We start from the raw sequence: 25262 nt of genomic DNA, 5'->3' as shown, positions 1-25262 counted from the left end.
CCTTTAACCAGGTTCTGACGGAGTACATGCAGCAAGTAGAAAGGCTTCGACAAGAGCCTCATTTTGGTACACTTCGGTGCGTTTTGAAGCCCCCATGTGGCCAGCCTCGTTCTCAATCTTGAGGGCGACATTGGTGAGAGGGGAGAGTAGGCGGAGTTTGGCTACGTATTTCGCGGGTTCCCAGTAGGATACTCGCGAGTCATTTAGGCCAGTAGTCACCAAGAGATCAGGGTAGCGTTCCGCCTTTAGGTTGTCGTATGGGCTATACGAAGCCATCAAAGACTCGATTATGTCTGATTCGATCGGGTTTCCCCACTCCTCCCATTCAGTGATTGTCAAGGGAAGATCAGGGTCAGAGATAGTGGTTAGACAGTCAACAAAGGGAACCTCTAGAACGGCAGCTCGGAAGCGACTGGGGTCGAGGTTGAGCGTAGCGGCTACCATCAGACCACCCGCACTAGCTCCTCGAAGACAGATGAGGCTTGGATTGGAGATGTTGTTGTCGACGAGCCAATCAGCTGCGGAGCGCAGGTCTTGAAAGCCTTGGGGCTTGTGCTCCAGTCTGCCCAAGTCATGCCATTGACGACCGAGTTCACCTCCACCGCGTACGTGTGCAATTGCATAGACAAACCCACGATCCAGGAGCGAAAGTCTCATGGTCGAAAAGCCTGGGTCGATGGGTTCGCCGTAGGCACCGTAGCTGTAGAGGAGCGTGGGTGCAGGAAGGGTTAGGTCTCGTCGATGGACGAGTGTTACTGGGATGAGGGTGCCATCGTCGCTTGGTGCGTAGCCGCGCATGGTGAGATAGTTGGTGGTATCAACGCCCCCAAGTACTCGCTGTTGCCAGAGGATAGTGCGTTCGAGAGTCGTTAGGTCGATCTCTATCAGCGTCGCCGGCATCGCAAGCGAGGTCTCTTCTATGCGGATTGTCGTCGCCGTCGGCTCTGCATTCCCCAGCAAGACTGAGGTAACGGCGGCATCGTCGCCTGAGATTTCAACGCCTGCGGGTTCACCGACTTGCTCAAAGGCGACATAGGTCAGTTTGGTTCGATCGACAGAGCGCAGTTGTAGGACGATGCCTAGAGGGGTGACCTCAAATCCTTCGAGGCGATCATCGTTTGGTAGTTCGAAGAAGGGCTCCCAAGGCGCGAGTCGATCTTGCACAGTAAACAGGCGATACTCTTCGCCGTCATGGGCTGCCATCAGGTAGAACGACCCGTTTATATGGTCGAGATGATATTCGAGCCCCTGCTCACGTGGGCGAAAGCAGATGGGGGCGCCGAGCTCACCACTTGAGGGGAGGAGCCAATATTCGCTCGTGATGGCACTGGAAGCTGAGATGACTAGTAAGTTTCGATCTTTGGTGCGACCGACGTCGAGATAGAATCGTTGGTCCTTTTCATCCATTAACACGACGTCACTGCTGTGATCGGAACCAAGGGAGTGGGCTAGGACCACGGCTGGTCGCAAAGTATCGTCCGGGCGAGTGTAGAGGAGTTGTCTAGCGTCGTTTGAAAAGACGAAGCCGTATGAGGTGGAAGGGATCTCTTCGTCGATAGTAACTACGCCGTCGACGAGATGGCCGATTCGAAGCAGATAACGCTCATCTCCACTGAAGTCGACTCCATAGGCGATCGTATGTTCATCGTCGGCGATAGCAATCCCGCTTATACCCAGGAAGTCATGATTCTGGGCTACCGCATTTTCATCTAGTACTGTCTCCACTTCGGTACCACCGATTTTCCGGCGGAGGTGAATCGGATAGTCGAGGTCTGGTTCAATCCTGCTGAAGTACTCGTAGGAGCCACGGCGAGTGGGGTAGCTCTCGTCCGGTTCTGGGATACGAGCTCGAAACTCGGCTACGAGTTCATCACGCATCTCTTCTAATGTGCCTTCCAACCGACTCATGAAATTTCGTTCTTGCTGGAGATACTCGCTTGTGGCAGGATTTGTAAGGTCTCGAAGATAGTAGAACGGATCCTCTCGGGTGATGGATCTTCCCGTGAGCGTATGCCCGAGTTGTGAGGGAAGACTAGGGAGGGGCGTGGAGCGCGCAAAGAGCAGCTGTGAAAGATATGGCATGCTGGCCAGTGTAGACCGGTCGATACGATCTTCATAGTTGTTACTATGGAGATAGTGCAAATCACCGATGCCCACCATTCCAGAGTTTCGGTGGGATGCAAAAGAATGAAGGAGTAGCAATGGCCTCTGTGGAACTTGATCTAGGACGCTACAAGCTCGGCTGGTCTGACGTCGAAGACTATGTGTTTAAGCCTAAAAAGGGACTCTCTAGAGAGATCGTCGAGGAGATGTCGAGGATCAAGGCTGAACCAGATTGGATGCGTGCATTCCGGCTGAAGGCGCTTGATCACTTCATGCGAAGGCCTATGGCTCCGTGGTTTGCCGTCAATATGCCTGATCTGGATTTTGACGACATCTACTACTACGTAAAGCCAACCGATCACCAGGTTGATAATTGGGACGCACTTCCTGAAAACATGAAGAACACCTGGGATAAGCTCGGGATCCCTGAGGCTGAACGCAAGTATCTAGGTGGCGTGACTGCACAATATGAGTCTGAGGTCGTCTATCACCGCAATCGCGACGACTTGGCAAAGCTGGGTGTCCTCTTTACCGACATGGACACTGCATTACGTGACTACCCAGAGCTTGTGAAGCAGTACTTTGGTACTGTCATCCCTCCGAATGATAACAAGTTCGCTGCCCTTAATTCGGCTGTTTGGTCCGGGGGATCATTCATCTACGTACCCAAGGGTGTCAAACTCGAGATGCCACTGCAGGCGTACTTTCGGATCAACTCTGAGAACATGGGGCAGTTCGAACGCACATTGATTATCGCTGATGAGGGTTCCCAGGTTCACTATATCGAAGGATGTTCTGCACCGGTCTACTCTACCGATTCATTGCACTCCGCTGTCGTCGAACTCATAGCCAAACCTGGTGCGCGTATAACTTATACCACCATCCAGAACTGGTCATCGAATGTCTACAATCTTGTCACCAAGCGAGCTCGAGCGGAAGCTGAGGCACGAGTCGAGTGGATCGATGGCAACATCGGCTCACGGTTGACCATGAAGTATCCATCGGTCTATCTGATGGGACCGAAGGCATCCGGCGAGGTGCTTTCGGTCGCCTATGCGGGTGCTGGACAACACCAAGATGCTGGTGCAAAGATGATCCACGCCGCACCGGAGACGACGTCGACAATCGTATCCAAGTCCATATCCAAAGATGGTGGCATCACGACCTATCGTGGACTTGTGCATATGGAGGAGGGGGCGAAGAACTCTCGTTCATTCGTGCGTTGCGACGCGTTGCTTCTCGATGATAATTCGATTTCAGAGACGAAGCCATACATGGAGATCGGCGAGCGTAATGCTTGGGTTGGACACGAGGCAACGGTGTCTAAGGTCGGCGAGGATCAGCTCTTTTATTTGATGAGTCGCGGTCTGTCGGAGGCGCAGGCGATGAGCCTTATCGTCAATGGATTCATTGAGCCAGTCACTCGCACGTTGCCTATGGAGTACGCGGTCGAGTGGTCTCGATTAATTGAACTTCAAATGGATGGTTCCATCGGATAACGATGACGCGCGCCAGATGGTATGGATTGGGCGCACGTTCCTGCACTCAGGTTGCAGTGTCGGCCCGGGGTTCTGTGTGTAGGATGTCTTTACTGGTTAGTCCGGTGTCGTTTTGGTCACCGTCGCGTGGCACAGAATAAGCTGAAATAGGGATCGGCCAGCTATGCACTGTCGGCTTCCGACTGCACAGCCGGTCAAACCTTGGTGTGAGCAGCTGTGTCCGGATGTGAACTAGGGCGCTGCAAGATCGCACGAGCTGAGTGCTGGCACCTGAGTTCAGAATCCTCGTGTATTTTCTGTGTAGACACAGAGGATTTGCGTGGTGGACTACTGGTCTTTGAACGAGCCTGCTGGCTTACAAGCTGCGGAGGAACTAGTGAGTGCGGTCCCTCATGGCGTATTTGTAACCAACCCAACCTCCAGCAGCAGCGCCAACGACGAGGCCAACTGGTCCCGCTACGAGAGACCCGAGAACGGCCACCACCGCTCCAGCTCCCACTGTCTTACCTACCATGACTGTCCCACGCTTTGAATAGCTGCTCACAGTGGCTACCTCTTTCAACTTCGATATAACTGCTATGCTACTCGTGTGTTGGCTAGGCGTGGACAACGCAGGTTCAGCTTGGGTGTCTGGACGTGTTGGCTAGCGGCAAGTGTTCCTGCCCAATCTGCTTCGGTGCAGTTACTGGCGTTTGCCGGTAGCTGTTGACGGTGTGAAGCAATCGGTGAGTTATTCCGGCTTCGCGTGTCGTTCTCTGCGTGATGGCATTCTCCAAGGGACGGCGAATCGCCCGGTGGATTCGGTTACGAGTGCGGGAACGGAAGGCGCAGGGTTGACGTCACCGGTGTCCATCTCTAGCATGGGCAGGTCAATACCGAAGCAACTTCCTCTGCCAAGACCAGCGCTCGTGACCCACGCATTGCCTCCGTGTGCATGGGTAATGGCGGCTACAAGTGAGAGCCCGAGCCCTGCTCCACCACGAGCGCGAGAGCGGGATTCATCTGATCGATAAAAGCGCTCAAAGACTCGCTCCAGTTGCTGGCTGTCGAGCCCTGGTCCAGAGTCACACACGGTAAGGCGTACTATCGCGTCCCACTCCAAGAGTGCTATTGTCTCATCAGTGCTCCCGAAGAGATCGGAGATTCCTCGCGCGGTATGTGCCCCGGTTGGTGGTTTCGCGTCCTTCGGAAGAATCTCGATACGGACCGTCACTGTTGCTGTCGCTGGGGTATGGGTGCGCACGTTGGAGAGAAGATTGGTGATGACTTGAGTCAGCCGGTGTTGATCGCCGAGGACTAAAGCTTCGGCGGGCGTAATCAGATCGATCTTGCGTTCAGGCTCAACTGCGGTCGCGTCCATGACAGCTGCGCGTGCAAGCGCTGAAAGATCGATCGGTGCCAGTGATAGTGGCCGATTCTCATCCATGCGTGCCAGCAATAGCAGGTCTTCAATGAGTGCTGCCATGCGGCTAGCCTCTGATTGGATCCGTTCCATTGCCAAAGGAGTGTCGGTTGTCGGGTCGAGAGCACCATCGAGATAGAGCTCGGCGTAGCCTTTGATACTAGTAAGTGGCGTGCGCAGCTCATGGCTTACGTCTGCTATGAACTGACGGAGTCGAGTCTGTGAGCTTTGGGAGTTGTTGTAGGCCTCTTGGAGGCGTTCGAGCATGGTATTGAGGGTTCCAGCGAGGCTTGCAATCTCCTGGGGCCCTTCATCGTCCACACGCGCCATGGAGTCACCTGCGGTGATATCTCGAGCCTGTGCTCGCATGCGCTCTAGTGGTTTAAGGCCGATGCGAATCGAGAACGCTCCGGCGAGCCCAAGAGCCAGGACCACGCCAAGTGAGACGAAGAACTCGGCTAACTCCAAGCGTTGCAGCGTGCTCTCGACGGAGGTTAGGGGTATGGACAGGATCATCGTCGCACCAAGTGATGGATCCCGCGCGGCTAGGACACGATAGGCATAGCTTGTTTTCGGCAGCTCGATGGTGATAGGATGTCCGACTGGTATGTCGACCCGCTGGTCACCCGCTTTGCCTGTGGCGACGTTTGGAGGAGGTTCTGAAACGGAATTCGAAAATTGGCCGACGATGGATGTTCCGTTAGAGAAGATCAGCTCTCCATAGCTACCCTGTGGCAGGGAGACCAGTCCTGAGAAGCTGGAGTTACCGTAGACGCTGGAGTGTAGGAGTTCGCGGGCTGCGAGCGGAATATCGGTAGTCAGCTGGGAATCTACTCGAGCCACTAGGAACGACCGCAGCGCAGTCACGGTTGTAAAGTCAATTGCCAGCGTACCTACAATCAACGTGGCGAGCGCGATGATAAGTAGTCGAGCTCGGAGGGAAAGGCGAGATCCAGTTTTCGACACGGCTCCTGTCTTACGCTTCAGGGCTCTCTGATTTCTGGTGCTCGCAGACTGTAGCCAACGCCACGAATTGTTTTGATCATCGGAGGTCCAAACTGGTCAAGCTTCTTTCTTAAGTAGCTGATATAAGTCTCAACGATGTTGGCATCACCTCCAAAATCATACTCCCAGACGTGATCTAGGATCTGTGTTTTGGAGACAACTTTGTTTGCGTTCAGCATGAGAAAACGCAAGAGCTTGAACTCCGTGGCGGTAAGTTCGACGAGCTTGCCTGCTCGGAGCACTTCGTGAGTCTCGTCGTCGAGTGTGAGGTCGTGAAAGGTTTGGCGAGACGACTCCGTTGTGCCTCCACCGCTGCGCCGTAGCACGGCTTCGATGCGAGCCGTGAGCTCTGCGAGAGAGAAAGGTTTGGTGAGGTAGTCATCTGAACCGAGCCTGAGTCCCTCTACACGATCCTCTACCGAGTCACGAGCGGTCAGAAAGAGTATTGGCGTCCCGTCACGTTCTTCGCGCAGTCGTTTGACTACTTGGAAGCCGTCAAGGCCCGGCATCATCACGTCAAGAACGATGGCGTCGGGGCGAAAAGTCTTAGTGAGTTCTAGTGCTTCGCGACCTGATGCCGCGACCCCTACGTCGTAGCCCTCAAAGTTGAGTGCCATCTGGAGCAACTCGGTGATCGGGAGTTCGTCATCGACCACAAGTATTCGTTTATCCTTGGAGGGTCGTCCTTGGGTGGATGTCATAGCTTCTCCTTTTGTTGGCAGCTAGTCCGGTTGTGCGAAAGGGATCTAACTCGGTCCGCCCATCCGATGATAGGCGCAGGCGCGACGAAACCGCCAGCGTCGATAACGCTAGCGGTTTCTGTTCTCGACTGACTCTGATGCCAGTCATTCATTTATGCTGCTGGTGCGTTGCCAAGAGTAATCCTCATAGTGGAGGTTCCTGACTGTGAAAGTACCTTCAGGGTTATCGATGTCCCTGGCGATTTGGACCTGACATCAGTTACGAGTTGAGATGCATCGGCTACTGTCTTGCCGTCAAAGCCAACGATGACGTCACCAGATGTCAAACCAGCGTTTGAGGCTGGTGAGCCTGGATAGATGTAGTCGATCAATGCTCCTGTTTGGCCAGTGGGATACCCAAGCTGGCTAGCATACTGTGGACTCAAAGTCTGAATGCCGACACCCAGGAACGCCTTGGCAGTGGTAGTCGCAGTGGAGGAGGATTGGGAGGAAGACTTCGTGTAGTAGGAGGGATCCTTCAGGATGTTCTTCACTACTGGGAGTACGGAGTCGATAGATTCAGCAAATCCGAGATTTTGGGCGGGAGTTTGTGAGGTCGACGAGATTATCGCGGTGTCCATTCCCACTACCTGGCCAGCAGCGTCTACGAGTGGCCCCCCCGAGTTGCCAGGGTTGATAGGCGCGTCTGTCTGAATCATCTGGGTAAGGTGCTCGGTCAGATTTTGATCTTGGGCGGTGATGGAGCGATTCAGTGCCGACACGATCCCTTGAGTTACAGTTGGATCACCTTGCAGGGCGAGTGCATTCCCAATAGCTACAACTGGATCACCCACCTGAAGTTGCTTAGATGAACCGAACTTCACCGTCGGGAGATTGGAGAGCCCCTGGATCTGAAGCACTGCTATATCGTGGTTGGGATCGGTTCCTACAACCTTCACTGGATATGACTTCGATTGGTTGTAGAGCGTGGCCTGTATCGAGGTTGCTCCCGCAACAACATGGTTGTTGGTAAGAACGAGGCCACTTGATCCGATAATCATTCCTGTGCCGGCGTCTTGAAATTGGCTCGTGCCTAGAAAACCATTGCTAGTAGAACCTTGGGCAGTGATGTCGACCACAGCCGGTTCGACCTTTGCCAAAATCTGTGGCACATTGAGACTACCGTTGCCGTTGAGCCCAGACCCCTGTATCGACGTGGGAGATGCAGAGGATTGAGTGATGACTACAGGCTTTGAATTAGAGGAATTACTTAAATGGACGACGGTAATACTGGTGCCAACAGCCACAACCGCTGCCACCACCGCTGCGGTCAACACGGTCAAGCCCGAGAATCTACGTTGGGCCAAGGCACCCCTTCGTTTGCGAGATCCCTTAGCTGAGTTGCTCTCTGTCGAAGGTGAGGTTGGGGGAGAGGTCCAGGTCGATGAGTAGTCGTACCCATGGTACCCGGTGCTATCGCTCGCTGCACCGGCCTGCCCAGCGTTGTCAGTTAACGAGGGATCGCCATCAGATTGATCGGCGGCCGCTCCACCTGACCAGGTCTCGCCGGATGCGAGCGCATCTCCTGATGACCAACCATCTCCTGATGACCAACCATCCCCTATCAACGTTGGCTCAGATCCCTGCTCGGGATCTGATGATGAGCCCTCGTTACCTTGAGGAGTGGTATGGATCTCTTCCGTAGGATCCTCTCCATTGGAAGGATTCGAACCGTTCACGTCCTCGGAAAACTCATTGTCACTCATCATGCGTGCCTTTCTCTACCATTCTTCGTTTGCGCTCTGAGGCTTCGGAGCATTCGGTTTAAGGAACCTTTCAATGCCCAGTCTTATGATTCATGCTTTGAGGAAGCTTAGGAACAGGTAGGAGCATGGCTAAAGGTGAGCGACATTGAAGTCTCCATGGTAGTGGAATTAGGTTAGATCTCGCCCGGGAACGCCTCAAGGCTGGAAGGATTGGTGTTGATCGATTTGTGATCAGTTGCCATGGTAGTGAGGTTGCCGTTTTTCGATCAGTGCATTGATTGCTTCTCTCATATCCTGCGATTGCATCAGAGCAACGTTGTTGCTTGCTGCGAGTTGAAGGTGTTGTAGTAGGTGCTGAGTTCGTTGTTGGACCAACAGGCTCTTAGTTGCCTGGACGGCAAGAGGTGGATTCGCCTGTATCTGTCTGGCTAGCGTCGTAACGGCTTGTGTGAGCTCCTCTGGTGTTGCGCAGAGTGTCTGTACCAGCCCAATTCTCTGTGCCTCGTTGGCATCAAGATCGCGACCTGTAAGCGCAATCTCTGTCAGAGTAGGGAGAGACATAACGTCCGCGAGCAGGGCGAGAGATCCAAGGTCGGCAACAATGCCGATGCGGACTTCGCGAAGCGAGAAGATCGCTGATTGTGACGCCATGCGTATGTCGCATGCAGCGACGAGATCGAGCCCGCCTCCTATACAGTAGCCGTTGATGGCGGCCAACGTAGGTTTGCTGGTGGTGGCAAGCGCCAAGAATCCGCGTTGAAGGGGTTCTATATCCTTGGCTGCCTGTATCTTTTGAGATCCTGGTGCCATGTCGTAGAGGTCTAGCCCTGCGCTGAAGTGGGGCCCGTTGGCACGGATCACAATGACCTGTACCACCGATTCAGCCTCAAGGATCTCGATCGCAATCGGTAGCTCCTCAAAGAACTTCGCATTCATGGCGTTGAGTTTGGCAGGACGATTCAAAATCAACTCACCGATGCCATCATGGATCTCCAGTTGTAGCGTCTCCATTACTCTCCTCTGTTGGTCGATGCTCTCGCCGTGGATAGTCACCAGATTATCACTATGATGGTAGGGTAAACCATCACCTTCTCGATACGAAGGTGGCGTAGAAGGTATCGAAGGAGATCGCGTGAAGTCCCTAGGGAAGGATTTGTCCTGGGAGTTGCCGGTTCGCAGTGCCACAAGGGTAGCCGATGTGGAGCGACTTGAGCAGCCGAATGAGGCTTTGGAGTGTTGGAGATATTCTCCGGTTGATGAGATCGATTGGGAGCGCTATCAGGGGACTCCATCGAGCTGTGCGGATGATATCTGGGAGCAGGGGATGGAGATCCTCAAGACCTTCGGTGATGTCGAAGCTGTTGTGCGCATCGATGGCGGTCGTCTTATTGGCGGTGGCCAAGAGTCGCAGGGATTGTCGGCCGTAGAGGTCGAGGCGGCAGGTGAATTCCTGCGTGAAGAAGATGAGAGCCTGCTCACGCTAGGAACACTATTAGCACCTTGTCGCATTGAAATTCACGCTGATTCTTCGGTGCGTCGACTAGGCATCATCACAGCTGGGAACGGCGATGATGCAGCGCTATGGAGTTGGCTCCGTGTCTCAGCGGACCCTGATGCCGAGTTGGAGATCGTGCACGTGGATCTCTTGACCGGATCGGTCCTTCATCTCCCGGTGATTGAGATTGTTGGAGAAGAGCGGTCCTCGATCGTCTATCGTCATCAGCTAGAGCACGATAAGACGGCGTTAAGCCTTGGGTATGTTCGATTTAGATTGGCATCCGAGGCGCGCCTTGAGATCGATGCAGCTAGTGCCCATCAGGGTTATACCCGCGTTCGCACAGACGGGGTTCTCCATGGAACCAAGGCGGAGGTCGCCATCCGGGTTGGTTATGTGGTAGGAGCTGATGAGCGTGTTGATTATCGCACATTTATTACCCATGATGCGCCGACGACTACCAGCAACCTTCTGTACAAAGGGGTAGTGAACGGGGACGGTGCTTCGATCTATACCGGGATGATTACGATTACGCCGCTGGGGCGTGGTTCTGAGGCGTTCCAAACAAACCGGAACGTTTTGCTCTCCGAGGAGGCGCTTGCCTGGTCGGTGCCCAATTTAGACATCCAGATTAGCGATGTCAAGTGCTCGCATGCCTCAACGGTTGGTCCGGTGGATGAGGAGCAGTTGTTCTATCTCGCGTCAAAGGGATTTCCGGCGGAGGAGGCGCGTCGAACCTTGGCGAGGGCTTTTTTCGCGGATATGGGCGAGGATTTTAGCGTAGAACAGCTGCGGCTGAGAGCTGCGATTGACGAGAAGTGGGAGTCAGGAGAGTAATGGAACGTATCGGAGTGACTCAGGATTTCGAGGAGAGCAAAGCTGTAAAGGTAGACCTTGCTGGCTTCCCGGTAGTCGTTGTTCGTATCGATGGAGATTTGTTCGCCATCGGTGACACCTGTTCACACGCCAAATATAGTTTGGCGGAAGGCGAGGTTTACCCGGAGACATTGGAGATCGAGTGTTGGAAGCATGGAAGTACCTTCTCACTCCGCGATGGGCATCCTACCTGCTTCCCGGCTACTAAGGCGGTCCCAGTTTTTGTGGTGACAGAGCGGGATGGTGAGGTGTTCCTGGAGGCGCAGCCCGGCAAGTCAACCGAAGATACTAGAGGTCGAGGAGAATCATGGCGTTCCTAGCAATAGACGACCTTCACGTTTCCATCGGTACCAAACAAGTGCTTCACGGCATCAACCTGGCGATCGACGACGGTGAGGTTATCGCGGTAATGGGGCCGAATGGATCCGGGAAAAGCACGTTGGTGTCTACGATCATGGGTCGCCCCAATTACCAAGTCGAGAGTGGCTCTATCGTAATAGATGGAAAGGCGATCGAAGGCTGGTCGACCGATGAGCGCGCGCGCCTCGGTGTTGCGTTGATAGCACAGAGTCAGCCGGAGATACCGGGCGTACGTGTTGATGAGCTTGTCTCTTCGATGTATCGGTTCCGGGGTCTAGATGCACAAGGTGTCACCGAGAGAATCGTGTCCGAGGCCGTGGACCTATCCTTAGACCAGACTCTTCTCAACAGATGGGTAAATGTCGACCTTTCGGGAGGAGAGAAGAAGAAGCTTGAGACTTTGTTGGTGAGCGCGGTTCCGCAGTCACTCGTCATTGGCGATGAGATCGATTCTGGTCTCGACATTGATGCCTTACGTGACGTTGCTCGTCGATTGCAGCGATTGAACGAGGAGCAGGGTACTGCTCTGCTGCTTATCACGCACTATCCCCGGTTGCTGAGAGAGATTCGAGCAGATCGTGTGGTTGTTCTGGTCCGAGGTAAGATTGTCGCCGAGGGCGGGATGGATCTAGCGATCGAACTCGAAGGCTCGGGCTATCAACAGTTTGGCGTCGAGACTGCCGAACACAACGTTGTAGATTGAGCCCTGTCGGCACTAGGAGGTGACAGAGCCTCCCGCGATGAGGGTTTGATGTGGTGACTCCGTCAGGTCATTAGCTGCTCAATGAGGAGAGAATACGGTCTCGCAGGGCGGTGAGTTCTTCGGGTGCATTGACGAGTATCGCACCTTCGATGCGATCATCGCGTCGATACAGGAACATATTTCCGCCGTCTACCGACTCCTCCTCTTCGGCGAGGCCGGGGCTTGGTACGCCAAGTATCTGAACCAGGAGCTCACCTTGATCGCTCCATCCGAAAGGGATATCCGTATATGCAATGTGCTTGTCGCTAACGAGAGCTTCGGCTGCGTGAAGAGCTTGGTTGGCGGCTACCTCGAAGTGCTCAAAGCGCAATGGACGCCCGTATAGGGGGTGATGCCAACTCGCTACGTCCCCGGCAGCTGCGATTTGCGAAAAGCCATCGACGAACCCAAATTCGTTCACTGCTACGCCTCCATCCTCTCGCAGAGGAAGGGCGCCGCCAAGCCACTCGGTAGAGGGATGAACGCCAACGCCAACGACGACCAGATCGGTGAGCCATTCACGACTTCCATCACGGACAAGCCGTCGGTTATTGACGGCTTCAAGTTTCGTGGTCGACTCCAGCGCCAACTCGACCCCAAGTCGTTGGAGATTCTCTTCAATGAGCCTGCTGACACCCGGTCCGACGGCTCGCGATAGTAGGTGAGCGCTCTGTTCGACGATGGTTACCTCCACCCCCAGCCGTCGAGCACTCACAGCGACCTCCGCTCCGATGAAGCCACCACCAACGATCGTGAGATGGTGAATCCGGGCTAGTGCCTCCTTCAGCAGATTGGCATCTCCGACCGTCCTCAGGTAGACCACGTCCTGATCAGGGGGGAACCCTTCGAGTCGATGGGGTTGAGCTCCAGTTGCTATGATGAGCAGATCAAATGATTGGATGCCGTCGCTAGTGAGAACACTGGATTGAGCGAGGTCAAGGCCGATGGCTGGATTCGCAGCGAGGAGACGATAGCCTTCCCCAGCACCGCGAAGCCGAACTCGTTGGGATGATACGGTGCCAAGCAGGTAACCCTTAGATAGGGGTGGACGTTGATATGGGAGCTCGTCCTCGGCGGCGAGCACTGTGATGTCGAGATCTGGGTCAAGGCGCCGAGCATGGACCGCTGACCGGTGTCCAGCGAGTGCCCCTCCCACCACGACCAGGCGACGCACGCTGTTAGTCGCTCACGCTTATTGCCTGTGTTGGACACTGTTCTTTTGCTGCGTGTACCGCCGCATGAAGGTCCTCTGGTGGATTTTCATTGATGACGTAGAGAAAACCATCGTCTCTGACCTCGAAGACCGACGGCGCGAGACCTTCGCACACTGCGTTGGATTGGCACTTGTCGTAGTCGACTTCAATGCGCATTCTTCCACCTACCTCTCTGGCTGATAGTTGACGTAAAGCCTACCAGAGGAAAACCGGAGATGTCGTCAAGTGCCGTGCAATTGCACTATCGCGATAGGGTTAATTGCCACTAGACTGGGAGCGTGACTGTCCAATCTTTGTTTGAAGCGCGTGACCTATGGGTTTCGGCCGCTGGCACTACCATCCTGAAGGGGTTCTCGCTCACGGTCGCCCCTGGAGAGCTGCATGTGATTATGGGTCCCAACGGATCTGGCAAGTCGAGTTTTGCCAATGCGATCATGGGAAGTTCAGACTATCAGATTGACAAAGGACAGGTTATTTTTAAAGGGATAGATATAAGCGCACTTCCTGTCGATGAACGTGCCAAGGAGGGCATTTTCCTTGCCTTCCAATATCCCGAGGAGATTCCTGGTGTCTCGGTGATCCAATTCCTTCGACAGGCGCTTCAGGCGCGGCGTGGCAGTGATGTCTCGGCGATCGAGGTTCGTTTCGACCTCCTCGAATGGCTTGAGCGCCTTGGTCTGGATCCGTCTTTCGCGTCGCGTTATCTAAATGAAGGTTTCTCAGGTGGCGAGAAGAAGCGAAATGAGATCATTCAAATGGCGATGATGCAGCCAGAGCTCGCCATCCTTGACGAGACCGACTCTGGCCTTGATATCGATGCGTTGCGGACTGTGGCTCGTGGGATCGAGACTGTAAGAGAGGCAAACCCAGATATGGGAGTCGTTCTGATCACGCACTATCAGCGGATACTGGCGTGGCTTGCACCAACAGCTGTTCACGTAGCTGTCGATGGCCATATCGTGGGTTCAGGTGGCATGGAGTTGGTAGAGGATCTAGAGCGAGAGGGATATCAGAAGTGGCGAGTGTTGAAGTAACGGATCCAATGAGTAGGCTACGGAGCGATTTCCCAATTTTTGCGGACATTCGCGCATCGAGACCGTTCTATTATCTCGACTCAGCAGCCTCTTCGCAGCACCCTGTTGTAGTGCTTGACGCTATGGATCGTTACTACCGACATTCGCATGCTAACGTGCATCGGGGCGTCTATGGGTTAGCGGAAGAGGCGACTGGCATATACGAGACCGCTCGGAGACACCTGGGTCGGTTCATCGGTGCTAGTGACCCCGCCCATGAGATTGTCTTCACCAAGAATGCGACCGAGGCGCTTAACTTAGTGGCTCAGGGGCTCGGGCGCGTGCTTTTGACTCCCGGGAGTCATGTGTTGCTTACGGAGATGGAGCATCATGCCAATCTGGTCCCATGGATGATACTCCAAGAACAAATCGGCTTCACGATTGAATATCTCCCATTTGATGCCGAGGGTCTGTTGGTGCTCGATGGATTGGATGCCATGCTAGAGAGGGCAAGTATTCTCGGCGTTACCCTTATGTCCAATGTGCTCGGAACCTTGAATCCGGTAGCGATGCTGAGCGAGAAGGCTCATCAACATGACGTCTTGGTTGTAGCTGATGGAGCTCAGTTTGTTCCTCATTTCGTCACCGACGTCAGCGAATTAGGCGTGGATTGTCTAGCCATTACAGGGCATAAGATGTTGGCCCCGACCGGTATCGGTGCGCTCTGGGCGAGGGCGGAGATCCTCGATCGGATGCAGCCCTTCCTGGGTGGTGGTGAGATGATTAGCGATGTGCGACTGGATGGCTTTACGGCGAATGAGATCCCGCATAAGTTTGAGGCAGGTACTCCACCGATCGCTGAGGCCGCCGGATGGGATGCCGCTCTCGGTTATCTAGAGGAGGTAGGCATGGGTGCGATCTGTGCTCACGACCGGAGTCTCACCAGTTATGCGATGAACCAGTTGCAGCAGAGACTCGACGATCGTATCACTATTTTCGGTCCACGTGATGTAACGAAGCGAGGAGGGGTTATATCCTTTGAACTTGCCGATGTACACCCCCATGATGTCGCGCAAGTCCTAGATCAACATGGAGTGTGTGTCCGGGCTGGGCATCATTGCGCTAAACCACTTATGCGTCAATTGGGTGTGGGTGCGACTGCGCGGGCCTCCTTCTATCTCTATAACGACGAGCAAGATGTTGACGCATTGGTTGATGCCCTGCTCGACGCCTATCGATTGTTTCACGATTAGGAGTGACTATGAACGATCTTGACGATCTGTATCGGGAGATTATCCTCGACCATTACAAGAATCCTCGAAACCAGGGAGTGCTTGAGGGACCTACGGTGCACGCACAAGAGGGTTTTAATCCACTTTGTGGTGATGAGGTTACCATCTACGCCCAAGTTGAAGATGGTGTTGTAGTCGATATCAAGATCACTGGCCAAGGCTGTTCAATATCGAGATCGTCAGCCTCTCTGATGTCTCAAGCCATCAAGGGGCAGCCGATAGAAGAGGTAAAGGCCACGGTGAGCCGTTTTAAGCGTATGATCGCGGTGGAGGAGTCAGAGGGTGAGCCGGAGCAGATCGATCTCAGGGTGGTCGGGGAGCTGGCCGCCCTTCAGGGAGTGGTGAAGTTCCCGGTGCGGATCAAGTGCGCAACGCTACCCTGGAACACGCTCATGATAGCGCTTGAGGATGCCCAGGCACACTGATCTGGTCGCCATTGACGCAGCATGTCGTCGTGAACATGTGAGTAACTGAGGCTTCTCGAATTTCCTCTATTAGCCGCCAAGCTGCGTTCGCTAGAGCGGATGCTTACGTGCGACGGCCACTACAAAATCCCTAGCGGTTCCTTCGAAGTAGCGTTGAGGCGGCCTTGCCATGTTGTAGACCAGACGGTACCCATTGGCGGGGCTAGCAGGAGTGCCGAGCGTGTGGTTGAAGTAAAAGAAGTTAGTCCAAGCGGAGTTGATGTCGAGCTCCATGGCGTTAACGGCACCGGCTCGCTGGAGTAGACGGGCTAGCGAAGCGACCGAGAGACCAGGTCCGCTCACGTATACGATGGCACCATTAGATGTCACTCCAACGCCTGAGCGCCACACGAGCACTTGATTTCCGACGGTAGCTCCCCAAACCTGGTAGTTCGATGAGTAGACGGCGGGGTTGATTCGACCTGACTGCACTATCGGAATCAGATTTTGCCTGACGACCTTGATCGATGGAGGGACGTGTTGACCTTGGGTCCACCGCTCCACCGTCGCCACGCCTTGTGAGTTGACGACGAATGAGGCAGCCCCGTTCTTGAGTGGTACGGCCATCTTTCCATAGGCGTAGTAGCCTCCCTTGGCATCACTCATGCGAAAGCCGGAGTTGAATGCTGCGACGAGATTGTTGGCTTGGCTCCCCTGAATCGGGGCCACGTAGGGCCAAGTTCCACCGCCCGGCGGCTCTTGGGCGCCAGCGTACTGAAGGAAACTCACGAGATGGGGGTCGAGCCAGGCGATGCCGGCAACCAGCGAGGTGTGAATCTTGTCAGGACGCATCAAGGTCACGTAGAGGGCGGGCGATCCGTTCACTAGTGGACCCTCGGGCGTCCACTGTCCCTCATGGGGGAGCGGTGGACTTGCAATCGGTGTGATTGCCTTTGGTTCAGGAAGAATTTTGGAGGTGTTTGCGGAATGACTTTGGCGTACACTGGCGGTTGGTTTAAGTGCACCTTTGGGGGGTGCCCCGCCTACGGCAGGTTGGTTGACGCTATACCAAACGTTCTCAGCGGTCTGAACAATACTCGCTCCACCGTTACCGCGAACCCACTCGACGAACTTTATTGGCAGGCTGGCCGAGCCCGATGCGCTGAGGGCCCCTATCACTCCGAGAGTCCCGTAACCTCCGACCACAAGGACGCCGGCGGCGATGACAGCTCGAACACGACGATACGCGAGCGAGCGGTGCTTCTTTGGTTTCTGCGATGAATCTAACGTGAGTCTTGTCAAACCTTTTCCTTCATTGGTATTGGGCCGTTTGCCGCATCCGATGGTACACGGTCTCGGGTCAAGACCGGCAGCTGTACGCGAAAACAGGCTCCCCCTAGTTCGGACGTCCCAATCGTTACGGTCCCTTCAAGGAGTTCGACCAGGCTACGTACGATGGGAAGCCCTAGGCCGGAGCCACCTTGTAGTCGACTTCGTGCCGGATCTAGCCGGGTGAAACGTTCGAAGACTGCGTCGCGTCGTTCGACGGGAATCCCTGGTCCGTCATCGGCAACCGTGAAGGTTGCCAGATGTCCATCGGTGGAGGCAGACACTGCTGTTGTCGTTTTGGCGTATCGAACTGCATTCTCGATGAGGTTGCGGATGATGCTTCTGATCTGCTCTGGATCTCCCAAAAGTCGTACTGCGCTCACTCGGGACATGTCGATGTTGATGCCTGGATGTGTACGTCTAATCCGGTGAATCTCTTCGCGGCAGAGTTCGTCAAGATCGACGGTAACCTGGACCGCCTGTACGCGAGCCTCGGCCTTGGCGAGCGTGAGGAGGTCTTCGATTAGGCGCTGCATCCGTTCACTCTCCCTTAGCGCAATATTGGCCGTCTGATGCCAGTCGGTCGACTCGCTGTGGAGGAGTCCTACCTCAAGTGAGGCACGAAGGGCAGACAGCGGACTTTTTAATTCATGTGAAGCGTCTGCGATGAACTGCTTCTGCTGCTCAGCCGAGGCGTCGAGCCGCGCTAACATCGAGTTCATCGTCACCGCCAGGCGTGCGATCTCGTCTTCGCCATCTGGTTGAAAAACTCGATTTGATAGATTCAGGGCGGTGATCTCCTCTACGTCTCGGCGAATTTGGTCGACTGGGGCCAGAGCTCTGCGGCTGAGAATCCAGGTCGAGATAGCCACTACCGCCAAGATGATAGGGTAGATGATAAGGAACTCACGATTTAGAGCTGACACCGATGCATCCACAGAGGAGAGCGATGCAATGGTATAGACATCGAAGGTTGTAGGTTTGCCAGTGGAACCAGTAATCAAATGACTTGGATTGCTGGACTTAGAACGGGATAGTACTCCGACCAGGAAGGTGGGGACTTGGACCCGGTCAGCGACAAAAACAGTGTGAAGATCGACGTTGCCGTTGATCGCTAGACGATTTGCACGGACGGAGTCCTCGGTTTGAACAATACCTTGTGATGGAACGTATTTGGGTGAGCGCAGAGCCTTGGCTCCCTTAAGGTTGGGCGAGTATGCGACAACGGTACCGTTGCTCGTTACCACCTGGGCGGCGAGGTCACCCCTTGGTATAGGGAGGGGATTCGGAAGATGTCCATCGCGCACCAATAGCACGATGTCATCGGCTTCGTTCTTTGCAGTGTTCACGACGTTACGAGTCAAGGCAGCTCTGAGCGTAATGACGACTCCGATAAAGGCAGCCATAAGCACCATTCCGACGACCACTGTGGCGGCTATCGTGGTACGCTTTCGAACCGATGCGAGTTGTCGCCCGATCCACCGTAGCGGAGGAAAACGTGTCCTGGCGACATGATCCAACTTCTCCATGGAGGAGAGCCTCACTGTGGTATTGCTCCTGCATAAGGGTTAGACAGTCGCTGGAACCTCGGCGCAGGAAACGGCTGTCGCGCCTCCGTCCTCCTCAAGGAGGTAACCAACCCCTCGCACGGTACGTATCGACTTGGTCCCGAAGGGAGCGTCGATCTTCTTGCGCAGGTAGCCAATGTACACCTCGACAATGTTTGAGTCTCCCTCAAAATCGTAGTCCCAAACGTGCTCAATGATCTCTCGTTTATTCAGCACTTTCCCTTTAGAGCGCATGAGCAGCTCGAGGAAGGAGAACTCTCGGGTGGTTAGATCCACTGCGGTGTCACCGCGCATGACTGAGTGGCTCGATGGATCCAACTTCAGGTCTCCAGCTATTAGGACGGGTGGGCGGCTATCGACGTTGCGGCGAAGTAGTGCTCGAATATGGGCGACGAGTACCGTGAATGAGAACGGCTTTTTGAGGAAGTCGTCCGCGCCCGTATCAAGAGCTTCAGCTTCGTCGAGCTCTCCATCTTTCGCGGTCAACATCAAGATTGGGGTCCATATCTCTTCACTTCGTAGGGTTGCTGTGAATTTGAAACCGTTCATTCCGGGCAGCATTATATCGAGGACAATGCAGTCATAGGGTGCACTTCTGGCCAGCTTGATGCCGTCCAAACCATTGAGACATGTGTCCACGGCGAAGCCTTCTGCGACTAGACCACGCTTCAGGGTGTCTACCAGGGTCTCTTCATCATCTACTACCAAGATCCGCATGCGACTCTCCTTTCGCGATAGCCATGCTAACTGTTCATCTAAAGGACAAGCTAGGAGATTCCAGAAGAATTGCTGAGAGGCTATTCGTCATGAAATCGTGGTGGGAGTGGGCCAGAGCTCTCGTTCCAACCATCCGAGAATGAGCGCGTAGGGGCGCGGGTCGTTTTGCAGGCGGGATGACGTAGCATACACACGATGGACTTCGGGATGATAGCGCTGAATGAGACCGTCAATGTCCAAGTTGTCCTCTCTCGAACGGTCGCCGGGTGTGACCAACATCCAACGAGCAAGCTCCGACGGAGCGGGAAGAGGGTACCCAGGTGCGGGGAAGGGGGATGAAGGATCGATGCGTACGCCAGTACTGACGATCTCGTCAGCATTGAGTTGGTCTACTAAGGGATCGACTGTTACTAGACCAACGACAGGATCAACATTCCCACAGGCGAGCATAGCGTATCCAACGAGGCCAAACCCGATCAGAACCAATGGCCGGGGCGCAAGGAAGGCGATGACGGTCTTAAGGTCCGACATTAAAGTTGTTGGCCCGAGCGTTCCATCCGACTCCCCAATTCCATGAGGGTTTACACCAACCACCTCTGTATGACAGTAGAAGCTCAGGCGTTCGGCGGCCTCCTGCAACACTCGGTTGCCACTACCGCCTAGCCCAGTATCCGCGATTCCGGGGCAATACAGGATCGTTGGTCTTCCAGGGGTGGCGCTTTCCTTCACGGTCGCGATAAAAAGTTGTAAGCCTGCTGGTTCGCACCATAACTGATCTACTGGCATGGCACCTCCCTCTCTAGACTGTAGCAGTGCAAGCTTTATCATTGGGATTGTTGAACCTCCCAAGACAAGAGACTCGGTGAGCAATACTTCACCCATGGCCGCTAAGCGTGATGTGTTGGTGGTTGCAAACCTGGGGTTAGGCGAGAAGTTTCTCGACCACGGAGTCTTGTACCAGCATGGCTTGAGTGAGACTTTTGCTGATGTCGCGCTGGTGAGCTCTGAGGAACTTATGAGCAGGGTTGATCGGGTTGATCGTAGCCGTCAACTGATCCTGTTTCTCGACAAGGACGTAGCCCTCGCTGAATTACTAGAACTCCAGGGAGCAGTTGTAGTCAACAGCTCTAGGGCGATAGAGATCTGTGACGACAAGCGTCGCACCTATGCCCACCTCGCTGCTGCCGGACTGCGTATCCCAAAGACGATGATGCTGCCTCCGGTCTATCCAAAACAGCAGATAGCATTCGGGCTGGTGATGTCGATGATCGACGAGATTGGGCTACCTATGGTCATCAAGGAGGCGAAGGGATCATTCGGGGCGCAGGTCTATCTCGCTAATACCGCCGAAGACGTTTTTGCTCTCGTAGATGCTTTGGCGGATCGGCATCTACTTGCGCAAGAGTTTGTGGCTAGTTCGCGAGGACGTGACCTGCGTCTACAAGTGGTAGATGGAGTCTGCATTGCTGCGATAGCCCGCCAACATCCGGATGATTTTCGCGCCAACCTGTCCGCCGGTGGCGTAGGGTACCCGTATCAACCGTCCGAGACCGAACGCAGACTCGCTGAGGCAAGTGCTAATGCGGTTGGAGGTTTTAATGTGGGGGTTGACCTGCTATTTGACGAAGGGAACGAGGGTTCGATTGTGTGTGAAGTCAACTCTAACGCCCATATTTGGAGACTATCGGCGATCTCTGGTATTGACGTTACTCGATATGTCGGTCAAGCACTTGGCAGATGGCTCCAACAGTAGCGATCTATTACGATCGCGACCAGCTTCGTTTAAATTCGTTCTTTCTCCATGATCTGGTTTCGGCGGGCCGTTCGTTTGGAGCCCGAGTCATTCCGGTGGTGGGTCCCGAGGAGCTTAGAGGCATTCGATTAGATGATCTTGACGCGATGCTTGTTCGTTCGCGTTCGCTACGCCAACGGATCTGGCTAGCGAGGCGCATTTCCCATGTTGTGAATAGCCCACTAATAGCGCTGTTGGGCAATGACAAACTCGCTCAGTACCTCTGGTGCAAGAAGCATGGATTCGCAACACCGGAGCTGTATCCGTTGAGTACTACACCATCATCTCTCTGGGTAGCCAAGCCAAGGTTTGGCCACGGAGGTCAGGGAGTTCGAAGGATTCAGGGGCGGCGATGGCACCAGGGGGGCGCCATGATGGTCGTCCAGCAGTTTGTCGTGGGTGCGAACTGCGACCATCGTCACTATGTTGTGGGCACTACGGTAGTGGCGACGGTAGAGCGAAAGGCGGTAGATGATTTTCGTTCGAATCTCTCGCTCGGCGCAACTGTCAATCATGTCGTACCAGACGAAAGGGAACGTGATCTTGTTCGAACGGTGGTCGAACGATTGGGCGCAGGCTATTACGGTGTTGATACCGTGTCTGGACCGCACGGCCCGATAGTGATGGAGATTGAGGACCTAGTGGGGGCAAGATCTCTATATCAGCTTGGGTTCAGCAATCATGCAAGCCGTGTAATGAAGTGGTTATGTGAATCCTACGTGGCTTGAGTAGAATTATTTGCCGACGACGGTGCGCTATTCCTGACTTTGGTAGTCTGCGAGAAACTCGTCGAAGGCTTGAAGAGCGCGGGGACCGTATACGGTACCGGGTCCCCCGCTGAGCAGGATAGTTACCCCAAGCGCCTCGGCAATTGCTTGCCGAGTGACCCCTGCACGAGCTGCGCCGCGCGCGTGGGAGGTGATGCAGCCGTCGCATTTTAGAGCGACAGCGACTGCAAGCGCAATGAGTTCTTTAGTACTTGTGGTAAGCTCACCATCTGCCATGGCAGCATGGTGCATACTCCCGTAGGACTTTAGCACCTCCGGAATCATTGTCCTGAGATCCCTCGCCGGCTGGCGGAGATCTTCTTGCACTTGGTGCCAGGGTTGGTGTTGATCATCATGCATGAGTCTAGGTTACACGGCGTGATTGCTTCGGGAGAGACTTCGCTTAATCGGGCGAAAACGCAACCATTGCAATCCGTATCCCAAGTTGATTACTACCAAGACCACAGCGATGATGATAAGCAGGGGAACGACCCAACCCATAAAGAAACTTAACACAGCCAGCGCAGCTACCGGGATCAACCCGAAGGAGTCTATGCGACGGATGCGACGGTCCCACCGTGGCCCCACGAACGGGGCACGCGTCCGTTCGAACGTCGCCTCATAGATCTGTGAAACCTTGCGAGCTTTAGTGAGCAGCATGAGGCGAACCTCATACTCATCGAAATCCAGATCACCAGATCGGAAGCGTTGGAGCAACAATGTGCGAGCACGCTCGCGATCCTCCGCTGTAGCCAAAAGCTCACTGTTCTTGTCTGCGGCGCTCTCTCGATCCATATTATTCATTCCACCACTCAGGCAACCTTCTACCTGTTCTCATCCTACTCGTTTGGAGGTCACAACGTGATACTCCATTGGGGCTCTATGCTTAACTTACGATTCCCAGGAGGTGGGCGAGTTTTCGCCGCTGAGCCGGACCATTGCCGAAGAGAATCTGGTCAGCTTTTGCACGTTTAAAGTACAGATGTGCATCATGTTCCCAGGTGAAACCGATCCCACCGTGAACCTGGATGGAGGCTGCTGCCACGCGAAAGTAGGCATCACCACAGGTTGATTTTGCGGTAGCGGCGGCAATCAACTGATCATCGCTAGCATCGGCGATGGTGAATGCGGCGTAGAGAGCTGTCGACTTTGCAGATTCAACGTCGACGAGCATATCCGCGAGGCGATGTTTGATTGCCTGAAAGCTACCGATTGGGCGGCCAAATTGGTGGCGATCCTTTGCATACTCCACCGACATCTCGAGGACACGCTCAGCTCCTCCGATCATGTCCTGTGCAATCCCGGCGCTAGCGATGGCATCAAACCGTTCAGTTAACTGTTGGAGCTGGGTGTGATCAAGAATGACTGTGGCTGGGGAGGAGTCGAATCGAACATGAGCCATGGGCCTAGTTAGGTCAAGTGTTACCTCTGCGGTGACGGTAACACCCGGTGCATCGGCTCGAACTAGAGCGAGGACAGTGCCACGATCGCCATCCAGCGCCACGAGTAGGTGAGTAGCTTGAGCTCCATCGAGGGCGAAGCGACTTTCAGCCGTGACTCCTACTCCTGCGCCTGACCATGTCCCGCACGGCCGTAACGGGTCGTCTATAGATCCGCATACGAGACCAAGAATGATATCGCCGGTGTTAATCCCTGCAAAGATCTCTGCGATGATCGGATCTTTAGCGTCCGCATGAGAGAGCAGGCTTACGCCGAGGATTGAGGTAACCAGGAAAGGCAGGGGAGCAACTGAGCGACCTATCTCTTGAAGAACACACGCAGCTTCAATGAACCCAAGCTCGAGTCCTCCAGCTACCTCTGGGATCAATAGGCCGGCGATTCCAAGTCCGTTTGCCATCTCGCGCCAGAGGTCCACCGGAATAGGGGTGGCGGACTCCATCGATGTTCGCACACTACTTGTCGGCAGATGTTGGGCAAGAAATCGCCGAGTTGTGCTCTTTAGCTCCTCTTGCTCTGCGGTTAGCGCGAAGTTCAACGTCGTCCTCACTTTCTCAGATCCTAGCTTCAGCGCCAAGTCAGTGTTCGCACTGCTAGTACTGACTAGCCTACTGTTAGTTCGAGTGTAGGAGGGGGCAGGAGACGGTGCAAACTAGCTTTACAGTCGGGGATCTTTCCGTGGAGCAGTTCGTTGTTGGTTCGTTAGAAAATAATCTCTACGTACTGACGACTCCGAGTTCCGATGAGGCATTGCTAATCGACGCGACCAGCGATGAACAGAGTTTGCTCGATGAATTTACTCGACGCAATGTGACCAGGGTAGTTATTACTCACGGGCATCACGATCACATCGGGGGTGTCGGAGCCCTGCGGAGCCGAGGCGTGAAGGTTTTGGTGAGTGAACCGGATGCCCCACTACTTGATGGGTACGATGCAACCCTGGTAGATAATGAGTTGATTCGACTCGGGTCTCTTGCTCTGCGCATAGTAGCCACACCAGGGCATACCCCAGGCTCACTCTGTATCTCCCCTGAGGGGATCAAGGTGTTGTTTACGGGAGACACCTTGTTTCCTGGTGGACCCGGAGCAACTCAGTTTCCTGGCGGTGATTTCCCTACCATTATCTCGTCACTACGTCGGATCTTTGCGACCTGCGATGATGATACATTGGTGTTGCCTGGTCATGGTGCATCCACCACGATCGGCGCTGAAGTGGGAAGTCTCGATGACTGGGTTGAACGAGGCTGGTGATTCCATCCTTGGCCGCTTGGTTTTGTGGATATAGAAAGATGTGACATCCTCCCCACCCTTACGGACGGGGCTTCCTAGGCTACTCACGCAGCTTCGGCTGGTTGACGCTTCACTGGGTCGCTGTGTTTAACCTGATTAGGGCGCAGCGTGCGATGTCCCTCCACGTCCTTTAAACGCAAGCCCTGCGGCAATGATGTTCTTGGCTGCATTTACGTCTGCGTTATCTGTGTGACCACACCTAGAACAACGTAGGCTCGTGTATGTGGGGTTGATGGCGATGATTTCTACTGGGGTTATGGCATTGGGGTTATGGCATTGATAGCTTTGTCAGTGAGCCGTCTGTGGAACATACCCCAGCCCTGTTCGAGGATAGACCTGTTGAGTCCGGACTTCTGAGCAACGTTCTTGCCTGGGTTCTCAACTGTGCCTTTGGCCGAACGGATCATGTTCTTGACCCCCAAATCCTCTAGGGCAATCAGGTCGTGGTCCACTCGATCCAGTCCTTGCGTCGATCAGTCTCCTTTGCTGA

At 54.5% G+C, this 25262-nt stretch carries 25 protein-coding genes; 10 read left to right on the top strand and 15 right to left on the bottom strand.

The features are described 5' to 3' along the window. Positions 1 to 3: 3 nt before the first annotated feature. A complete protein-coding gene (locus FEAC_RS00670) occupies positions 4 to 2082 on the bottom strand; it encodes a S9 family peptidase (protein WP_160290293.1) in 2079 nt (692 codons plus the stop codon). Positions 2083 to 2201: 119 nt separating this feature from the next. Between FEAC_RS00670 and sufB the strand changes: the two genes are divergently transcribed. After that, a complete protein-coding gene (gene sufB, locus FEAC_RS00665) occupies positions 2202 to 3602 on the top strand; it encodes a Fe-S cluster assembly protein SufB (protein ID WP_035388076.1) in 1401 nt (466 codons plus the stop codon). Between the two features lie 373 nt (positions 3603 to 3975). Here sufB and FEAC_RS15410 read toward each other — a convergent pair whose 3' ends face one another. The 5 genes from FEAC_RS15410 to FEAC_RS00645 form a co-directional block, all read right to left on the bottom strand. Further along, positions 3976 to 4146, bottom strand: a complete 171-nt coding sequence (locus tag FEAC_RS15410) for a hypothetical protein (protein ID WP_156099257.1) — start codon at positions 4144 to 4146, stop codon at positions 3976 to 3978. 186 nt (positions 4147 to 4332) lie between these two features. Beyond that, positions 4333 to 5970 (bottom strand): sensor histidine kinase, encoded by a 1638-nt coding sequence (locus tag FEAC_RS00660; RefSeq protein WP_052565045.1) that lies wholly within the window; start codon positions 5968 to 5970, stop codon positions 4333 to 4335. Between the two features lie 17 nt (positions 5971 to 5987). Next, positions 5988 to 6710, bottom strand: a complete 723-nt coding sequence (locus FEAC_RS00655) for a response regulator transcription factor (protein WP_035388077.1) — start codon at positions 6708 to 6710, stop codon at positions 5988 to 5990. A 152-nt stretch (positions 6711 to 6862) separates the two neighbouring features. Further along, positions 6863 to 8455: a S1C family serine protease gene (locus FEAC_RS00650; protein ID WP_052574640.1), complete on the bottom strand. Its 1593-nt coding sequence runs from the start codon at positions 8453 to 8455 to the stop codon at positions 6863 to 6865. Positions 8456 to 8686: 231 nt separating this feature from the next. Further along, positions 8687 to 9466, bottom strand: coding sequence for an enoyl-CoA hydratase-related protein (locus FEAC_RS00645; protein WP_035388078.1), 780 nt, complete (start codon positions 9464 to 9466; stop codon positions 8687 to 8689). A gap of 121 nt (positions 9467 to 9587) precedes the next feature. Here FEAC_RS00645 and FEAC_RS00640 point away from each other — a divergent pair, with 121 nt between their 5' ends. Genes FEAC_RS00640 through sufC (FEAC_RS00630) form a run of 3 tightly spaced genes read left to right on the top strand, consistent with a single transcriptional unit; the run spans position 9588 to position 11889 of the window. Then, complete coding sequence (locus FEAC_RS00640; RefSeq protein ID WP_052565042.1) at positions 9588 to 10787, top strand: SufD family Fe-S cluster assembly protein; 1200 nt, start codon at positions 9588 to 9590, stop codon at positions 10785 to 10787. Continuing rightward, entirely contained in the window at positions 10787 to 11146 is a 360-nt protein-coding gene (locus FEAC_RS00635; RefSeq protein WP_052565040.1) for a non-heme iron oxygenase ferredoxin subunit, read from the top strand. The genes FEAC_RS00640 and FEAC_RS00635 overlap by 1 nt, the downstream gene beginning before the upstream one ends. Continuing rightward, a complete protein-coding gene (gene sufC / locus FEAC_RS00630; protein ID WP_035388079.1) occupies positions 11134 to 11889 on the top strand; it encodes a Fe-S cluster assembly ATPase SufC in 756 nt (251 codons plus the stop codon). Before FEAC_RS00635 ends, sufC (FEAC_RS00630) begins: the two co-directional genes overlap by 13 nt. A 70-nt stretch (positions 11890 to 11959) precedes the next feature. On the opposite strand, the gene FEAC_RS00625 is transcribed toward sufC (FEAC_RS00630), so the two are convergent. Further along, positions 11960 to 13102 carry an NAD(P)/FAD-dependent oxidoreductase gene (locus FEAC_RS00625; protein ID WP_052565038.1) on the bottom strand — a complete coding sequence of 381 codons (1143 nt, stop codon included), beginning with the start codon at positions 13100 to 13102 and terminating at the stop codon, positions 11960 to 11962. A 4-nt stretch (positions 13103 to 13106) separates the two neighbouring features. After that, complete coding sequence (locus FEAC_RS00620; RefSeq protein ID WP_035388080.1) at positions 13107 to 13298, bottom strand: ferredoxin; 192 nt, start codon at positions 13296 to 13298, stop codon at positions 13107 to 13109. A gap of 122 nt (positions 13299 to 13420) precedes the next feature. On the opposite strand from FEAC_RS00620, the gene sufC (FEAC_RS00615) reads away from it, so the two are divergent. Genes sufC (FEAC_RS00615) through sufU form a run of 3 tightly spaced genes read left to right on the top strand, consistent with a single transcriptional unit; the run spans position 13421 to position 15872 of the window. Beyond that, a complete protein-coding gene (gene sufC / locus FEAC_RS00615) occupies positions 13421 to 14176 on the top strand; it encodes a Fe-S cluster assembly ATPase SufC (protein WP_211250006.1) in 756 nt (251 codons plus the stop codon). An 8-nt stretch (positions 14177 to 14184) separates the two neighbouring features. Beyond that, positions 14185 to 15408 (top strand): aminotransferase class V-fold PLP-dependent enzyme, encoded by a 1224-nt coding sequence (locus FEAC_RS00610; protein WP_035388228.1) that lies wholly within the window; start codon positions 14185 to 14187, stop codon positions 15406 to 15408. Between the two features lie 8 nt (positions 15409 to 15416). Further along, positions 15417 to 15872, top strand: a complete 456-nt coding sequence (sufU, locus tag FEAC_RS00605) for a Fe-S cluster assembly sulfur transfer protein SufU (RefSeq protein ID WP_081900903.1) — start codon at positions 15417 to 15419, stop codon at positions 15870 to 15872. A 90-nt stretch (positions 15873 to 15962) separates the two neighbouring features. On the opposite strand, the gene FEAC_RS00600 is transcribed toward sufU, so the two are convergent. The 4 genes from FEAC_RS00600 to FEAC_RS00585 form a co-directional block, all read right to left on the bottom strand. Further along, a complete protein-coding gene (locus FEAC_RS00600; RefSeq protein ID WP_035388081.1) occupies positions 15963 to 17153 on the bottom strand; it encodes a phosphodiester glycosidase family protein in 1191 nt (396 codons plus the stop codon). After that, positions 17150 to 18709: a sensor histidine kinase gene (locus FEAC_RS00595; protein WP_035388082.1), complete on the bottom strand. Its 1560-nt coding sequence runs from the start codon at positions 18707 to 18709 to the stop codon at positions 17150 to 17152. Before FEAC_RS00595 ends, FEAC_RS00600 begins: the two co-directional genes overlap by 4 nt. A 39-nt stretch (positions 18710 to 18748) precedes the next feature. Further along, complete coding sequence (locus FEAC_RS00590; RefSeq protein WP_035388083.1) at positions 18749 to 19465, bottom strand: response regulator transcription factor; 717 nt, start codon at positions 19463 to 19465, stop codon at positions 18749 to 18751. An 87-nt stretch (positions 19466 to 19552) separates the two neighbouring features. Continuing rightward, positions 19553 to 20251, bottom strand: a complete 699-nt coding sequence (locus FEAC_RS00585) for an alpha/beta hydrolase (RefSeq protein ID WP_081900904.1) — start codon at positions 20249 to 20251, stop codon at positions 19553 to 19555. 76 nt (positions 20252 to 20327) lie between these two features. Here FEAC_RS00585 and FEAC_RS00580 point away from each other — a divergent pair, with 76 nt between their 5' ends. After that, positions 20328 to 21218: an ATP-grasp domain-containing protein gene (locus FEAC_RS00580; protein ID WP_160290292.1), complete on the top strand. Its 891-nt coding sequence runs from the start codon at positions 20328 to 20330 to the stop codon at positions 21216 to 21218. Beyond that, a complete protein-coding gene (locus FEAC_RS00575; protein ID WP_052565033.1) occupies positions 21203 to 21985 on the top strand; it encodes an ATP-grasp domain-containing protein in 783 nt (260 codons plus the stop codon). The genes FEAC_RS00580 and FEAC_RS00575 overlap by 16 nt, the downstream gene beginning before the upstream one ends. Positions 21986 to 22012: 27 nt before the next feature. Here FEAC_RS00575 and FEAC_RS00570 read toward each other — a convergent pair whose 3' ends face one another. The 3 genes from FEAC_RS00570 to FEAC_RS00560 all read right to left on the bottom strand — a co-directional run bounded on the left by FEAC_RS00570 (position 22013) and on the right by FEAC_RS00560 (position 24032). Next, complete coding sequence (locus tag FEAC_RS00570; RefSeq protein ID WP_236684572.1) at positions 22013 to 22309, bottom strand: carboxymuconolactone decarboxylase family protein; 297 nt, start codon at positions 22307 to 22309, stop codon at positions 22013 to 22015. A gap of 84 nt (positions 22310 to 22393) precedes the next feature. Further along, entirely contained in the window at positions 22394 to 22819 is a 426-nt protein-coding gene (locus tag FEAC_RS00565; protein ID WP_035388086.1) for a hypothetical protein, read from the bottom strand. 91 nt (positions 22820 to 22910) lie between these two features. Then, positions 22911 to 24032: an acyl-CoA dehydrogenase family protein gene (locus FEAC_RS00560; RefSeq protein ID WP_052565030.1), complete on the bottom strand. Its 1122-nt coding sequence runs from the start codon at positions 24030 to 24032 to the stop codon at positions 22911 to 22913. Between the two features lie 95 nt (positions 24033 to 24127). On the opposite strand from FEAC_RS00560, the gene FEAC_RS00555 reads away from it, so the two are divergent. Further along, on the top strand, positions 24128 to 24733 hold the full coding sequence (locus FEAC_RS00555; protein WP_035388087.1) for an MBL fold metallo-hydrolase: 606 nt from the start codon (positions 24128 to 24130) through the stop codon (positions 24731 to 24733). The last annotated feature ends 529 nt before the right edge of the window (positions 24734 to 25262 follow it).

Origin of the sequence: Ferrimicrobium acidiphilum DSM 19497, from assembly GCF_000949255.1 — a bacterium.
In the GTDB taxonomy this organism is placed as follows: Bacteria; Actinomycetota; Acidimicrobiia; order Acidimicrobiales; family Acidimicrobiaceae; genus Ferrimicrobium; species Ferrimicrobium acidiphilum.
Note: the sequence above shows the minus strand (reverse complement) of the source record. Positions and strands in the feature narration are given on the sequence as shown.